At 69.5% G+C, this 13,317-nt stretch carries 13 protein-coding genes; 5 read left to right on the top strand and 8 right to left on the bottom strand.

The annotated features are described in order from the left end of the window. Window positions 1-20: 20 nt before the first annotated feature. Window positions 21-536, bottom strand: coding sequence for a peptidoglycan L,D-endopeptidase MepK (mepK, locus tag AC4GY7_RS15380; protein ID WP_491115682.1), 516 nt, complete (start codon window positions 534-536; stop codon window positions 21-23). A 211-nt stretch (window positions 537-747) separates the two neighbouring features. Between mepK and AC4GY7_RS15375 the strand changes: the two genes are divergently transcribed. Further along, window positions 748-2,178 carry a L,D-transpeptidase family protein gene (locus AC4GY7_RS15375; protein WP_491115680.1) on the top strand — a complete coding sequence of 477 codons (1,431 nt, stop codon included), beginning with the start codon at window positions 748-750 and terminating at the stop codon, window positions 2,176-2,178. Window positions 2,179-2,202: 24 nt separating this feature from the next. Here AC4GY7_RS15375 and AC4GY7_RS15370 read toward each other — a convergent pair whose 3' ends face one another. Both AC4GY7_RS15370 and AC4GY7_RS15365 read right to left on the bottom strand, forming a co-directional pair. Further along, window positions 2,203-2,688: a metallophosphoesterase family protein gene (locus AC4GY7_RS15370; RefSeq protein ID WP_491115678.1), complete on the bottom strand. Its 486-nt coding sequence runs from the start codon at window positions 2,686-2,688 to the stop codon at window positions 2,203-2,205. Next, the gene (locus AC4GY7_RS15365) at window positions 2,685-3,809 is read right to left on the bottom strand and encodes an SPL family radical SAM protein (protein ID WP_491115676.1); all 1,125 of its coding nucleotides are present in this window, start codon (window positions 3,807-3,809) and stop codon (window positions 2,685-2,687) included. The genes AC4GY7_RS15370 and AC4GY7_RS15365 overlap by 4 nt, the downstream gene beginning before the upstream one ends. Before the next feature lie 114 nt (window positions 3,810-3,923). On the opposite strand from AC4GY7_RS15365, the gene AC4GY7_RS15360 reads away from it, so the two are divergent. Continuing rightward, complete coding sequence (locus tag AC4GY7_RS15360) at window positions 3,924-4,499, top strand: GDSL-type esterase/lipase family protein (protein ID WP_491115674.1); 576 nt, start codon at window positions 3,924-3,926, stop codon at window positions 4,497-4,499. Between the two features lie 21 nt (window positions 4,500-4,520). On the opposite strand, the gene AC4GY7_RS15355 is transcribed toward AC4GY7_RS15360, so the two are convergent. Beyond that, window positions 4,521-5,519 (bottom strand): helix-turn-helix transcriptional regulator, encoded by a 999-nt coding sequence (locus AC4GY7_RS15355; RefSeq protein WP_491115672.1) that lies wholly within the window; start codon window positions 5,517-5,519, stop codon window positions 4,521-4,523. Between the two features lie 378 nt (window positions 5,520-5,897). On the opposite strand from AC4GY7_RS15355, the gene AC4GY7_RS15350 reads away from it, so the two are divergent. Further along, the gene (locus tag AC4GY7_RS15350; RefSeq protein ID WP_491115670.1) at window positions 5,898-6,104 is read left to right on the top strand and encodes a hypothetical protein; all 207 of its coding nucleotides are present in this window, start codon (window positions 5,898-5,900) and stop codon (window positions 6,102-6,104) included. Window positions 6,105-6,219: 115 nt separating this feature from the next. Then, a complete protein-coding gene (locus AC4GY7_RS15345) occupies window positions 6,220-7,983 on the top strand; it encodes a hypothetical protein (RefSeq protein WP_491115668.1) in 1,764 nt (587 codons plus the stop codon). 12 nt (window positions 7,984-7,995) lie between these two features. On the opposite strand, the gene AC4GY7_RS15340 is transcribed toward AC4GY7_RS15345, so the two are convergent. From AC4GY7_RS15340 to AC4GY7_RS15325, 4 genes are all read right to left on the bottom strand, one after another. Then, the gene (locus tag AC4GY7_RS15340) at window positions 7,996-10,338 is read right to left on the bottom strand and encodes a xanthine dehydrogenase family protein molybdopterin-binding subunit (protein WP_491115666.1); all 2,343 of its coding nucleotides are present in this window, start codon (window positions 10,336-10,338) and stop codon (window positions 7,996-7,998) included. Then, complete coding sequence (locus AC4GY7_RS15335; protein WP_491115664.1) at window positions 10,335-11,336, bottom strand: FAD binding domain-containing protein; 1,002 nt, start codon at window positions 11,334-11,336, stop codon at window positions 10,335-10,337. Before AC4GY7_RS15335 ends, AC4GY7_RS15340 begins: the two co-directional genes overlap by 4 nt. Continuing rightward, on the bottom strand, window positions 11,333-11,839 hold the full coding sequence (locus AC4GY7_RS15330; RefSeq protein ID WP_491115747.1) for a 2Fe-2S iron-sulfur cluster-binding protein: 507 nt from the start codon (window positions 11,837-11,839) through the stop codon (window positions 11,333-11,335). Before AC4GY7_RS15330 ends, AC4GY7_RS15335 begins: the two co-directional genes overlap by 4 nt. A gap of 93 nt (window positions 11,840-11,932) precedes the next feature. Then, window positions 11,933-12,343 (bottom strand): hypothetical protein, encoded by a 411-nt coding sequence (locus tag AC4GY7_RS15325; RefSeq protein ID WP_491115662.1) that lies wholly within the window; start codon window positions 12,341-12,343, stop codon window positions 11,933-11,935. 105 nt (window positions 12,344-12,448) lie between these two features. On the opposite strand from AC4GY7_RS15325, the gene AC4GY7_RS15320 reads away from it, so the two are divergent. Further along, window positions 12,449-13,249 (top strand): SirB1 family protein, encoded by an 801-nt coding sequence (locus AC4GY7_RS15320; RefSeq protein ID WP_491115660.1) that lies wholly within the window; start codon window positions 12,449-12,451, stop codon window positions 13,247-13,249. Window positions 13,250-13,317 lie beyond the last annotated feature (68 nt).

The following is a 13,317-nucleotide window of genomic DNA, read 5'->3' as shown; positions in this document are numbered from 1 at the left end:
GCACCCGGCGCGGGGAGCGGTCAGCTCCAGTGACGGACCGCGCCGGTGTCGACATGCACGAAGCCGTCGTGCGGGTAATAGCCGACGCCGCCACCGCGCAGCGACAAAGCGGCATCGCGCAGCCGGTTCAGCGGCACGCCCTGGATCGCGATGTCGGTGGCCTTGCCCAGCATATGCTGGCTCTTGCTGGCGACGCCGTGCGAGCGGGCGTGGAGCGCACCGTTGGTCTTGGGGCTGCGATAGCCGGACACCAGCTTCAGCGGCGTGCGCGACGCAACGTCCAGCCGGTCGCGCACCTGCACCAGCAGGTCGAGCAGATGCGGGTCCATCGTCCGCGTCGCGCCGGTGCGCCAGTCGCGCATCGCATGGTTGAGTTCGGCGAGGCCGTCGGCACGGTAGCGTCCGCCGGCATAGAAGCAGGCATCGTAGCGTTCGCCGTTGTGCGGGTTGACCAACGACAACCGCCGTTCGGGCGCGCGGGCGGAGGCACGCTCCGACAGGGCGGCCATGACCAGCGCAGCGGTGCCGCCGCTCATCAAATCGCGACGTGAGAACAAGGAGTTAGGCAAGGGGCGCAGATCCGGTGTCGGGGAGAAAGCTGCCTTAGACCGGCAAAGCTTGAACGTTCCTTGCGCTTCGGTGCGTTCGTCGCACCCCGCGCTCCGTCCGTCGATTGTGAACGTTCCGGCCCCGTGGGAGCCCAGCGCGTATCGGTGCGTTATTCCGATCGATCAGTGGGAGTGGCGTGTGCGTTCGATCTTCGCGAAATCCGTGGTTCTGGGGCTGTTGCTGTCGGCGTGCAGCGTGGAGGTGACGCCGAACCGCAACGATACGGCCAATGCGGACGAGGCCGCCCGGCCGGTGCAGTGGAGCGACCAGACCCGCGCGCAGCTGCGCAAGGCGATCGACGCGCGCGCCGTGCATGGCCTCGACCATGTCGATTTCGGTGCGCCGTCGGGCGATGACGCGGCGGTGACCGCGCAGGCGCTGCGCTATGCGGCGGCGCTGGCGCGCGGCGCCACCGATCCGACCAAATTGTACGACGTCTATACCGTTCCGCGTCCCGATCCCGACCTGAAGGCCGGGCTGGCCGCCGCCCTGCAGAGCGGCGACCTGACGCGCTGGCTGGATAGCCTGGCGCCGCAGGATGCCAATTACCAGCGGCTGGCCAAGGCCTATGTGGACTTGCGCAAACAGCCGCCGGCGCCCGTCGCCGGTATCGCCAGCACCGGCGAGGCGATCGAGCCCGGCGCGAGCGACCCGCGCCTGCCGGCGATCGCACGCGAGCTGGCGGTGCTCGATTACCTTCCGGCGAACGCGGCGCCGGGCGACCGCTACACGCCGGCGATGGTCGATGCGGTGCGCCGTATGCAGGCCGATTATGGCATGAAGCCCGACGGCATCATCGGCAGCGAGGCGCTGGCGATCCTCAACATGTCCGACGCCGACCGCGCGCGGGCGATCGCGATCGCGATGGAGCGGCTGCGCTGGCTGGAGCGCAGCCCGCCAGCGACGCGTATCGACGTGAACCTCGCCGCCGCCCGGCTGACCTATTGGCGCGACGGCAAGATCGCCGACAGCCGCAAGGTGGTGGTGGGCGAACCCGATACCGCGACGCCGCAGCTCGGCTCGCCGATCTTTCGCCTAGTGGCCAATCCGACCTGGACCGTGCCGCGATCGATCCAGAAAAAGGAGATCGCCGGCAAGGGCGCGAGCTATCTGAAGGCGCATAACATGGTGTGGAAGGACGGCTGGATCGTGCAGCAGCCCGGTCCGCAGAATTCGCTGGGGCTGGTGAAGTTCGACATGCTGAACGATCATGCGATCTACCTGCACGACACGCCCGCCAAGGCGCTGTTCGCGATGGTGCAGCGCCAGCGCAGCCACGGCTGCGTCCGGGTGGAGGATGCGCTGGGCTTTGCCGAAATGCTCGCCAAGGACGAGGGCGTGACCGACCAATGGCATCAGGCGCGCGGCACCGGCAAGGAGACGTTCGTCAAGCTGCCGCGCCAGATCCCCGTCCGCATGCTGTACCAGACGGTGCTGTTCGACGATGCCGGCGAGCCGATCGTGCGCAACGATCCCTATGGCTGGGACGACCGGGTCGGCGAGGCGCTGGGCTTCAAGGCGGGCAAGGCGCTGCGCGTCCTGACGGGGGCTGCGGACGTCGGGCCGTGATGGCTCTGCCGCGGCGCCGGCACCTCAGCCTGCGATCAGCTGGGCGAGCGTCACCGGGGTGAAATCCCGCGGGTCGACGCCGACGTCGAACTGCCGCGGCATGGGCTTCAGCCGGCCGTGGCTATGGCCGTGCAGATTGATCGCGCGGCGGTGCTGGCCGTTCCAGGCGCGGAAGGCGTAATGGCACAGCACGAGGCTGTGGCCGTCGACGACCAGCTCCGCATAATCGCCGACGCTTGCCCAGCCGGCCGCGTCGCAGGTGGCGGGCGGATCGTTGTTGCCGCGCAGCAGGTGCTTGGTGCCGTTCAGCCGGTCGAGCAACGCCGGCACGTCCGCCGGGCGCCGCGCCACGTCGCCCAGGTGCCACACCACGTCACCGGGAGCGACCACGGCGTTCCAGCGCGCGATCAGGCAGGCGTCCATCGCCGCGGTGTCGGCAAAAGGCCGGCGCCAGATGTTGATCGTGCGATGATCGCCGAAATGCGTGTCGGCGGTGAAGAAGACGGTCATGTCCAGTAGAGCAGCCGCGCCATCGGCAGCCGGTCGGCCAGCTGGCGTTCGAAGAAGCTGCGCAGCGCGCGCATCGTGTTGGCGTCGTAGACCTGTTTCTCGCCGCCGAACTTGGTGCGCTTGGTCGTGCGGTTGGCATCGGTCATGTCCAGCGCAGAGCCGGGATACCAGCTGTCGAGCACCGCCTTGGACCCGGCGGTGAAGCGATGGGTGATGAGCTCGATGGTGAGGTCGAGGCCGGGCAGCGCCGCCAGCGCCGCGGCGGCATCGGCGAACAGGGCGCCATAGGCGTCTTGCCAGCCTTCCGCCGCGATGATGGGGGCGATGGTGAGGCCGACCGGATAGCCCGCCTCCGCCATGCGACGCAGCGCACGCAGCCGCTCCGCAGTCCGCGCGGTGCCGCCCTCGAACCGCGCGAAGGCGGGTGGGTTCACCGACGCACGCATCCGCGTGCGGCCCTGGTGATCGAGCGGCAGCAGCGCTGCGACATCGGCGAACTTGGTGGTGAAGCGCAGCTGGGCATCGGCCTGCCACTGGCCGAACCAGGCGATGGCGGCGGAGAGCGATCCGGTCAGCGGTTCGAGGGCGAGCGGATCGGTGTAGCAGGATGCCTCGAACGTGGTGCCTTCGCCGGCGCGGGTGCGGCTGCGCGACGTGACCGTGCCCTGGCCGAGATAGCCGGGCAGCGATTCGAGGATCTCGTCCAGATTGGCATAGACCCGCGTGATCGGCGGTCCCTTGAGCGAACCGGCGAGATAGCAATAGCTGCAATGCGCCGGGCACCCTTCGGCAAGGTCGACCCGCCAGTCCGCGCTCGGCGCGATCGGTTGCAGCCGGCGCTTGGACGGCGGCGCGACGACCACCGCCAGCGTCGCCTTGGCTTCGGCATAGGCGCGGCGGGGATCGTCGATCGCGGGCAGCATCAGCCGGTCGCCGGGCAGCTCGACGATCTCGACGCCCAGCGCCGCCGCCCGCGTCAGGATCGCGCGGCCATGCGCGAAGCTGCGGGCGGCACGTGTCACCAGCAGCCGGCGCGGTCGCCATGCACGCGGCGGCCGCTCCTCCACCGCGGTCGGCGACGCCGGGGGCGTTTCGAACAGAGGGCCGGCATTCGTCCGCATCGATCGGCCTCGTCATGGGATCAAAGGACGACAACCGACGGGCGGCACACATGTTCATGTCGTGGCTTTGCCGGGGCTTAAAGCCGGCCGGCGCCATCCTATCTGGCAAAGCGAATGGTTTCCCATCCCCTGATCCTCGCCATCGGCGACAGTCTGGTCGCCGGCTATGGGCTGGCGGCCACCGACAGCTTTCCGATGCAGCTCGAACGACGGGTTCGCGCCCGTCATCCTGCCGCGCGGGTGATCGGTGCCGGCCGATCCGGCGATACGGCGGCGGACGTGCTGCGCCGGCTTCCCAGCGTGCTGACGGCGCTGCCGGCCCGGCCCGATGCCGCGATCGTCCAGGTCGGCCCCAACGACGTGCTGCGCCAGGTGCCGCCCGCCGCGACGCGCGCCAGCCTTGATACGATCCTGGTCGAGCTGCGCCGCTGCGGCCTGCCCGTCCTGCTCACCACGGTGGCCCCGCCGCCGATCCTGCACGCGCGCGCCGGCCCCTATCTCCACATTCACCAGGAGGTAGCCGCCGCGCATGGTGTCGCGACGTCCCCTTTCTTCCCGCCCGGCGTGCTCGGCCACCCCGCCATGGTCCTCGCCGACCGCGTCCACCCCAACGCCCGCGCGATCGCCCTGGTCGCCGAGGCGATGACGCCGGTAGTGGAGGAGATGCTTGGGTTGGGTAGAGCAGGGTAGGCTGCGCGTCGCGCCCGTCACTCAATGACGCAGCGCCGGGTCCCGTGCGCTGGGCAGGGTGCCGAAGCGTTCGCGGTAGCGGCGGGCGAAGTCGCTCATGTGGACGAAGCCCCACAGGCTGGCGATCTGGCGGATCGTCTTGCCTTCAGCGATCTGCAGGTGCGAATGGACGCGGTCCAGGCGGCGGCCGATGAGATAATGCACCGGGCTGCATCCGACGCGCTGCTTAAAGGCGATCTGGAGCGCGCGCACGCTGAGGCCGGCGGCGGCGGCGATATCCTGGATCGCGATCCTGCGGCCGAGATTGCCTTCGATATAATCGACGGCGCGGCGCACGGCCTGTGCGGTGAGATCGGTGGTGCGCGGCGGCGGCGTCGTGCCGACTGTCGGCCAGCAGCCGACGAGCTGATACAGCAGCACCTCCTCCAGCAGCGGGTTCATCAGGTCCGCTTCGTGCTGGTCCTGCGACAGCTTGTGCTGGAGCGCGAGCAGCGTCGCGCGCACCGCGGGCAGGCCGCTGGTGCGCAGATCGACCACCGTGTCGAACTGCGGCAGGATCGGCGCATCGGCACCGCTGAGCGCCCGGCACGCTTCGATCACCGCGTCGCGGCGCACCGTCGCGGTGATGGCGGAGAAACCGGGCGTCGCCTGTTCGCAGCGCATCGCCTCGAACGACGAGAGCAGCGCCTGGTTGAACCCGACGACGAGGTCGGCGCCGCGCCAGTCGATCCGCGACATCGCACCCTGATCGACGAAGCGGATCGTGACGAGGTCGGCGGCCGATTTGGGCGCGCTGATGAAGCCCTTGGCACTGTGGGTCTGCCAGACGCTGAGCGTGTCGCTCTGGCTGCCGGCAAAGGCGAGGTGGACGCTGCGGCTCTGCGTCGGCGCGAAGCGGACGGCGATGCCGCCACCGTGGTTCAGCTGGTCGAGCTGATCCGAATCGACGATGCTGTGGACGAAGCGCTGCTGCGGTCGCCAGTCGGCAGCAGCCTGGCGGTCGCCGTCCGCCGGGTTCATCGATACCGGCCCGACGACGGTGCGTCAGGCAACGACACTCGCGCTTTCGTTGTCCACAATCCTATTGACATGTGGCTATCGCGCAACGGTCCACTTCGGTAGCATATAAGAATTGCGAAGACACGCCGGCTCGCCTTTCGTCAACCCGATACGAAGCCATGGCAGCCAAATAGCAATTTTGCGTAAAATGTCCGTATCGGTCACGTGTGGCACGGCGCAACGCACCGGAATTCTGAAATTATCGAGGAAAACCATATCGTTGGTGCTTTTCCACTGATCTATGATGGCGTTCGTCATTCGATCGGGATGCATGCAGCAGGGCATTGTATCCCTTCGAAAGAACAGGTGGAACCCGGGGATCGGGGAGAGGATCGAACGATGCCGACACGACGTGAAGAAGCATTGACCTGCCTGCACAAAGCGCTCCTCATCATCGATGCCGAGGGTTTGGGCGTGGCCTCCTGCCATGTGCAGCATGCGATCGATCTGGTCGGGGAACAGCAGATGCGGGCGCTCCGGCAGGGATCGCTGCGTCCCGATACCGAGATGGATGCCGTGCCCCTTCCCAGGCGGGCGCGATCCTGATGCACCATCGCGCGGCGATGATAGTGGCCGGGTTGGTCGCTTTTCGACTGTTCGCCTGCCGCCATCCGTGATCTGATGGCCCCGGATAGCGCTGACGCGTGAGGGAAGGGGCGTGATGCGGAGGATGCGGTGGATGGGCTGGCCGGCGCTGCTGGCGTGGCCCATGATGGCAGGCGCGCAGGTTCCGCCCGCGCCGGGCGGCGATATCGTCGTCGAGGGGCAACGCGCCCGCCCGAGCAATTGGCGGGAGGCGGAGACGCAGCACGTCATCGTGCTGAGCGATGGGGCGGAGCGCGAGGTGACGCAGATCGCGCACAACCTCGAGCGGCTGTATTTCCTGCTGTCCGTGCTGCTCGACCGCTCCGCCCGGACCGATGATACGGCGAAGCTGCGCGTGACGCTGATCGGCGACGTCGCCGAGTTCCAGAGGATGGACCTGCGCAACCTGCGTTGGCAGCAAGGGCCGTTCAACGCCGCGTTCGACGTGCGCCGCTATTACGATCCGCGCGAGGACGGCGCGGTGCTGGCGACCACGCGGATCGACCAGCGGGCGGTGCTGCGCCGGGGGGTGGCGGTCGCCGATGCGCTGATGGGCGTGCAGATCGGGCCGTCGGCGTCGACGGGCGCGCAGCCGGGCTCCGGCGGCGTCGGCGGCGGCACGATAGCGACCGGGCAGGCGGGGCTGTTCGGCCTGCAAAGCAGCAACGACCTGATCCGCCCGATCGGCGAGGAAGCGGTGCCGCTCTCCGCCGACAGCATGATCTATGCCGGCTTCGCGCAGCATTACCTGACCACCTTCTTCCCCGCCGCCTATCCGCGCTGGTATCTCGACGGGTTCGGCCAGCTGTTTTCGACCCTGGTGGTGCGGGGCGATACGGTGATGGAATATGGGCGGCCGCCGGCCGGCACGACGGCGGTGCTGCACCGCTTCGGTGACGTGCGCCTCGCCGATATCCTGAGCGGCGCCTATCTGTCGGAATCGCCGGACAAGACGCGCTGGACGCCGGTCCACGCCTGGATGCTGACGCATTTCCTGTTCTTCTCGCCAACGCGGAACGGCCAGTTCCATGCCTATCTGAAGGCGATCGCCGCCGGCACCCCGCCCGCGCAAGCCGCGGCGGTCTTCGGTGATCCGGCGACGCTTGCCGCCGAATTGCGCAAGTATTTCTATGCCAAGAAGCCGTTCGAACGGATGACCTATCCTGCCGACCGGGCGGTGACGCCGATCGTGCGCCGGCTGTCGGTCGGCGAGGCGGCGTTCGTGAAAGGACGGCTGGAACTGGGGTCGCGGATCGAGGCGGCGGCGAGCGGCTCCGCCCCGGCGCTGGCGCAGCGCGATGCGTGGCTGGCACGGCTGCACGCGGACGCGGCGAAATTCCCGCGCGACGAGGGCGCGCAGGTGCTGCTCGCCGAAGCGGAATGCCGCAGCGGCCATGCGACGGCTTGTGGCGCGGCCGCCGAGCGCGCGCTGGCACTGGCCCCGGCGAACAGCGCCGCGCTGACCTGGAGTGGGGTCGCGATGGCGCAGCAGGCGGGCGGGCTGACCGGCGAGGCGCGCGCGGCGTTGCTGCGCAAGGCGCGCGCGACGATCGCCCGCGCCAACCGGGCCGACACCGAGGCGCCGGAACCGCTGATCGCTTATTACCGCAGCTTCGCCGAAGCGGGCGACACGGCACCGGCCATCGCGGTGGATGGCCTCGCCAAGGCGCTGACGGTGGTGCCGAACGCGCCGGCGACGCGGCTGGCGCTCGGAACGGCGCTGGCGGCGCGCGGGACGCCGACCGCGCGAGCGGTGCTGATGCCGGTCGCCCGCGGCGGGTACGATTCGCCCGAACGCGCCAAGGCGGAGGCCGTGCTGGAGTCGCTCGACGCGCGGTAGCGCCGGCGGGCGCTACAGCAGCTTGTCGAGCGTGATCGGCAGGTCGCGGATGCGGCGGCCGGTGGCATTGTAGACGGCGTTGGCGACCGCGGCGGCGACGCCGGTGATGCCGATCTCTCCGATGCCGTGCGCGCCCATCGGGGTGTGCGGGTCGGGGATGTCGGTCCACATCACGTCGATGTCGGGCACGTCCATGTGCACCGGCACGTGATACTCAGCGAGGCTGGGGTTCATGATCCGCCCGTTGCGCTCGTCGAACTGCGTTTCCTCCATCAGCGCCATGCCGAGGCCCATGATGATGCCGCCGCGGAACTGGCTGGTCGCGGTCTTGGGATTGAGGATGCGGCCGCAATCGAAGGCGCCGAGGAAGCGGGCGATCCGGGTTTCGCCGGTGACGGCGTTGACCCGCACCTCGCAGAACAAGGCGCTGTGCGAATGCATCGACCAGTGCATCAGTTCGAGCGGCTGCGATCCTGCCGCGGTGACCGTGACGCTGTCGCGCTGCGCCCGGGCGAGGATGGAGGCATAGCTTTCGCGCTCGGCCGGCGCGTCGCGGCGGGCAAGGCCGCCGTCACCGCTCGCCACCTCGTCCGCCGAAAGGCCGGCGAGCGGCGAATCGTTGCCGGCGAGCGTCAGCAACTCGTCGACCAACGCATTGTGGGCGGCAATGACGGCAGCGCCGATCGCGGCGGTCTGCTGCGATCCGCCAGCCATGATCGCGCCGGGTATCGCCGAATCGCCGTAGCCGACCGCCACCTGGTCGAGCGGCAGGCCGAGCCGTTCGGCAGCGACCATCGCCGTGGTGGTGGCGGTGCCCATGCCCATTTCCGCCGCGGCGACCTCCACCTCCGCCCGCACCGTGTCGCCGTCGCGGGTGAGGGTGATCCGCGCCTCCGCACCCGGCATCCGGTAATAGGGATAGGTGCCGGTCGCGCAGCCCATGCCGATCAGCCATTCGCCCTCGCGGCGCGATCCCGGTTCGGCGGGGCGGTCGGCCCAGCCGAAGCGCTCCGCCCCCTGCCGCCATGCCGTGACGATATGGCGGGACGAGAAGGGGAGGCCGGAGGTCGGATCCTTGTCCGGCTCGTTGAGGATGCGCAGGTCGACCGGATCCATCGCCAGATCCACAGCCAGTTCGTCGATCGCCGATTCGAGCGCGAAGGTGCCGACCGCCTCGCCGGGTGCGCGCATGAACGTGTTGGCGAGCATGTTCATCCGCACCACATCCACCCCCAGAGTGACGTTGGGGCAGGCATAAGCGGCGCGCGTTCCCAGGATGAAAGGTTCGGGCATCGCATTGTGGGGCGTCATGACCGACAGGCCGGTGTGGATCAGCGCCTCGAACCGGCCATCCGCCTGCGCGCCGATCGCGACGCGCTGTTCGGTCAGCGTCCGCCCGCCGACGGTGCGATAGACGCCCTCGCGCGACAGGGCGATGCGCACCGGGCGATCCGCCAGCTTCGCGGCGGCGGCGGCGATGACCTGATGGTCCCACAGCCCCTTGCTGCCGAAGCCGCCGCCGACATAGGGCGAGGTGAGCCGCACGCCGTCGGCGTTCAGATCGAAGACCTCGCCGATCGTCTGCGCCTGTTGCGTCACCATCTGGCTGGCATCGTGGATCACCAGCGTGCCGTCGACCCAGGCCAGCGTCGCCGCATGCGGTTCGATCGGGTTATGGTTGTGGCGCGGCGTGTGGTAGACATGGTCGACCGCGTACGGCGCCGCCGCCAGCGCCGCTGCCGCATCGCCGATCTCGTTCTTGAGCGGCTGGCCCATGAACAGCCCCTGTTCGACGCCGTTCGCCTTGGCGCCCGCGAGCGTGGTGGTCGACGGCTCCTCGGCGAAGGTGACGCGCAGCAGCGAGGCGGCGTGATCGGCCTGATCCTGCGTTTCGGCGAGTATGCAGGCGATCGGCTGGCCGTTCCAATGGACGCGGTCGTCCTGCAGGATCGGCAGGTCGGCGGGGCCGACCGCGGTCGGCGACGAGCCGAACACCGCCGGCGTGTTCATGCGCGGCGCGTTGCGATGAGTCATCACCAGCACCACGCCGGGTGCGCTTTCGGCGGCCGCCGTGTCGATGGCGGTGATGCGACCGCGCGGGATGGTGGCATGGCGCAGCGCGGCATAGACCATGCCGTCGAAGCGGAATTCGGCGGCGAACGGCGCCGCGCCCTGCACCTTCAGCGGCCCGTCGAGGCGGGAGACGGGCTTCCCAATCAGCCCGTGCTTGCGCGCGATCAGCGGATCGGGGACGCCGCCCGGAATCCAGCTGTCCGGCGCCAGCGGGACCAGTTTCTCCATGGCGCTCTGCATCACGCCCTGCGCGGCCTGTTTGGCGGTATCGACGATGCTCATGCCGCCTCTCCCTTGGCGAGTTCGGTCAGCACGGCGGCGAGGGTGCGCGCCGCCAGCGCGGGCTTGAAGGCGTTGTCGCGCAAGGGCTGCGCGTCGGCGAACTCCTCGGCCGCCGCGGCGCGGAAGGCCGCCTCGTCGGCCGGGCCGCCACGCAGCGCCGCCTCCGCCCGGAGCGCGCGCCACGGTTTATGCGCGACGCCACCGAAGGCGATGCGGACATCGCCGATCCGGTCGCCGTCCATCTCCAGCGCCACTGCGACGGAGACGAGGGCGAAGGCGTAGCTCGCCCGGTCGCGCACCTTGCGGTAGGTGGAGCGCGCGGCGAGCGGCAGCGGCGGCAATTCGACCGCGGTGATGAGGTCGCCGGGTGCGAGCATCGTATCGAGGTCGGGCCGGTCGCCGGGCAGCCGGTGAAGGTCGCCGAACGGCAGCGTCCGGAGGCCCTGCGGACCCTCGATGTGCACCACCGCGTCGAGCGCGGCGAGCGCGACGCACATATCGGACGGGTGCGTCGCCACGCACGCCTCGGACGCGCCGAGCACGGCATGGATGCGGTTGAACCCGTCGCGCGCATCGCAGCCCGAGCCGGGCGCGCGCTTGTTGCAGCGCGATCCGTCGGTGTCGTAGAAATAGGTGCAGCGGGTGCGTTGCAGCAGGTTGCCGCCGACCGTCGCCATGTTGCGGATCTGCGCCGAGGCGCCGGCCAGGATCGCCCGCGACAGCAGCGGATAGCGGGTGCGCACGCCACGATGTTCGGCGAGCGCGGTGTTGCGCACACCGGCACCGATCAGCAGGCCGCCGCCTTCGGTGTCCTTGATCCGGTCGGACAGGCCGGTCACGTCGACCAGCCGTTCCGGCCGGGCCACGGTTTCGCGCATCAGGTCGACAAGGTTGGTGCCGCCGCCGAGATAGGCGACGACATCGGGCGAGGCGGCATCGGTGCCGAGCCGCAGCGCCTCGGCCGTGTCGCCCGCGCGGGCGTAGCTGAAGGGGGTCATGCCACAGCCTCCGCGACCAGGCTGTCGCGGATCGCGTCGATGATTCCGTTATGCGCGCCGCACCGGCACAGGTTGCCGCTCATCCGCTCGCGAATCTCGTCATCGGTCAATGTGACGTCTGCGACGAGATCAGCGCTGACGTGGCTGGGGACGCCGCGTTGTGCCTCCGCCGCCATGCCGATCGCCGAACAGATCTGGCCCGGGGTGCAATAGCCGCATTGAAAGCCGTCATGCGCGATGAAGGCGGCCTGCACGGGGTGGAGCGCGTCGCCCTCGGCCAGCCCCTCGATCGTCGTGATCTGGCGCCCGTCATATTGCACCGCGAGCGCGAGGCACGACAGGATGCGCTCGCCGTCGACCAGCACGGTGCAGGCACCACAGGCGCCCTGGTTGCAGCCCTTCTTGGTGCCGGTGAGGTGCAGCGTCTCGCGCAGATGATCGAGCAGCGACACGCGTGGGTCGGCCGGTGGAGCGACCGCCGACCCGTTGATGATGAGCGCCATGCCTGTCTCCGTATCGCCAACCAGCGTATTGGAAACGAAGCGTAACATGGATTGTCCCACGCGGTAGCCGATTTTCCGTGTGGGATCGTCGAATTACGACGCGGCGGGCTTCACGCGGGTATAGGGCACGAACTCGCCGAGCGACACGAAGCCGCGCGGGAAGCGGGCGAGGCGATCAACCAGCCGGACGGTGTCGATGCTGCACAATTGCGAACCGAACGTCTGCGTCACCAGGATATCGTCGTCGCGCAGCGACGCCGCGCCGGCGCGCGGGCGATTGACGTAGAGGCGGCCGCCGCTGCGATAGAGGATGGCGGTGCCGTCGATGATCTCGGTCGAGGTGATGTCGGTGAGATTGATGCAATTGGTCGGCCGGCCGGCGACGCGGCCGGCAAGCGCGGTGTCGAGTTGCTGGGCCGGTGTGGGACGGGCGGGGGCCGCGACCGAAGGCGCGGCGGCGGACAGCGCCAGCGTGGCGCCTGCGGTGAGAAGCATTTTGAGCATGGCACCGTCTATCGCATGGCGTGGCTGAACCGGTGCTGACCCGCGACGAACCGAACGGCGCGGCGATGGTCGATTTCGCGCGGCGGCATCCCCATCTGTAGCGGCATGGATGAAGACCTGAACACGCTCGGCCTCCTCGACGAGGACGAGATCGACCTCGATGAGGCGGCGCTGTCGCTGGCGCTCCTCGACCACCCCGATACCGATCTGGCGCCGTATCGCGAGCTGATCGATGCGATCGAGACGCGGCTGGAGATCGTCGGCGGCGACGCCGAGACGCCGGCGGAGCGTGCCGATGCGCTCGCCGAGGTATTGAACGGCGAATTCGGTTTCACCGGCGATGCCGACAGCTACGACGATCCGGCCAATGCCGACCTGATCCGCGTCATCGATCGCCGCCGCGGCCTGCCGGTCAGCCTGTCGATCCTGTGGGTCGCGGTGGCGCGGCGGCTGGGCTGGCAGGCGGCGGCGCTCGACGTGCCGGGGCATGTGCTGGTGCTGATCGGCGAGCAGGCCGATCCGGTGATCGTCGATCCCTTCGCCGGCGGTATCCGCGTCGGGGCCGAACGCCTGTCCGCGCTGGTCGCCGAATATGCGCAAGACGGCCGCGCCGTCACCCATGTCGCGGCGATGCCCAATCGCGCGGTGCTCGTCCGGCTGCTGCAGAACCAGGCCTCGCGCGCCGAACAGGCGGGCAAGGGGCGCCGGGCGCTGACGCTCTATACCCGCATGACGACCATGGCGCCGGCGTTCGTCCACGCCTGGTGGGAACGGGCGCGGCTGGAGCTGGTCGACGGCGAGGTCGCGGCCGCCCGCGCCAGCCTGGGCGCGATCCTGGAGGTGACGCGCGATGCGCCGCTGCGGCAGCGCGTGGCGCAGATGCTGGAGGCGCTGCCGCCTGAATAAGGGCACCCCGCGGGATATTGGCTCTTCGCCGATGCTCATATGGCCTCTAAGGCCGCCGGCCCGCCCGC

Source organism: Sphingomonas sp. SP5 (genome assembly GCF_058313455.1).
Note: the sequence above shows the minus strand (reverse complement) of the source record. Positions and strands in the feature narration are given on the sequence as shown.

Excerpts from the sequence above, each read along its gene's own strand:
- AC4GY7_RS15365 (WP_491115676.1), bottom strand. The coding sequence starts at position 3,809 with ATGCGGACGAATGCCGGCCCTCTGTTCGAAACGCCCCCGGCGTCGCCG.
- AC4GY7_RS15335 (WP_491115664.1), bottom strand. The coding sequence starts at position 11,336 with ATGACCCCCTTCAGCTACGCCCGCGCGGGCGACACGGCCGAGGCGCTG.
- AC4GY7_RS15320 (WP_491115660.1), top strand. The coding sequence starts at position 12,449 with ATGGATGAAGACCTGAACACGCTCGGCCTCCTCGACGAGGACGAGATC.
- AC4GY7_RS15340 (WP_491115666.1), bottom strand. The coding sequence starts at position 10,338 with ATGAGCATCGTCGATACCGCCAAACAGGCCGCGCAGGGCGTGATGCAG.
- AC4GY7_RS15325 (WP_491115662.1), bottom strand. The coding sequence starts at position 12,343 with ATGCTCAAAATGCTTCTCACCGCAGGCGCCACGCTGGCGCTGTCCGCC.
- AC4GY7_RS15330 (WP_491115747.1), bottom strand. The coding sequence starts at position 11,839 with ATGGCGCTCATCATCAACGGGTCGGCGGTCGCTCCACCGGCCGACCCA.
- mepK (WP_491115682.1), bottom strand. The coding sequence starts at position 536 with ATGAGCGGCGGCACCGCTGCGCTGGTCATGGCCGCCCTGTCGGAGCGT.
- AC4GY7_RS15345 (WP_491115668.1), top strand. The coding sequence starts at position 6,220 with ATGCGGAGGATGCGGTGGATGGGCTGGCCGGCGCTGCTGGCGTGGCCC.
- AC4GY7_RS15370 (WP_491115678.1), bottom strand. The coding sequence starts at position 2,688 with ATGACCGTCTTCTTCACCGCCGACACGCATTTCGGCGATCATCGCACG.
- AC4GY7_RS15355 (WP_491115672.1), bottom strand. The coding sequence starts at position 5,519 with ATGAACCCGGCGGACGGCGACCGCCAGGCTGCTGCCGACTGGCGACCG.
- AC4GY7_RS15360 (WP_491115674.1), top strand. The coding sequence starts at position 3,924 with ATGGTTTCCCATCCCCTGATCCTCGCCATCGGCGACAGTCTGGTCGCC.
- AC4GY7_RS15350 (WP_491115670.1), top strand. The coding sequence starts at position 5,898 with ATGCCGACACGACGTGAAGAAGCATTGACCTGCCTGCACAAAGCGCTC.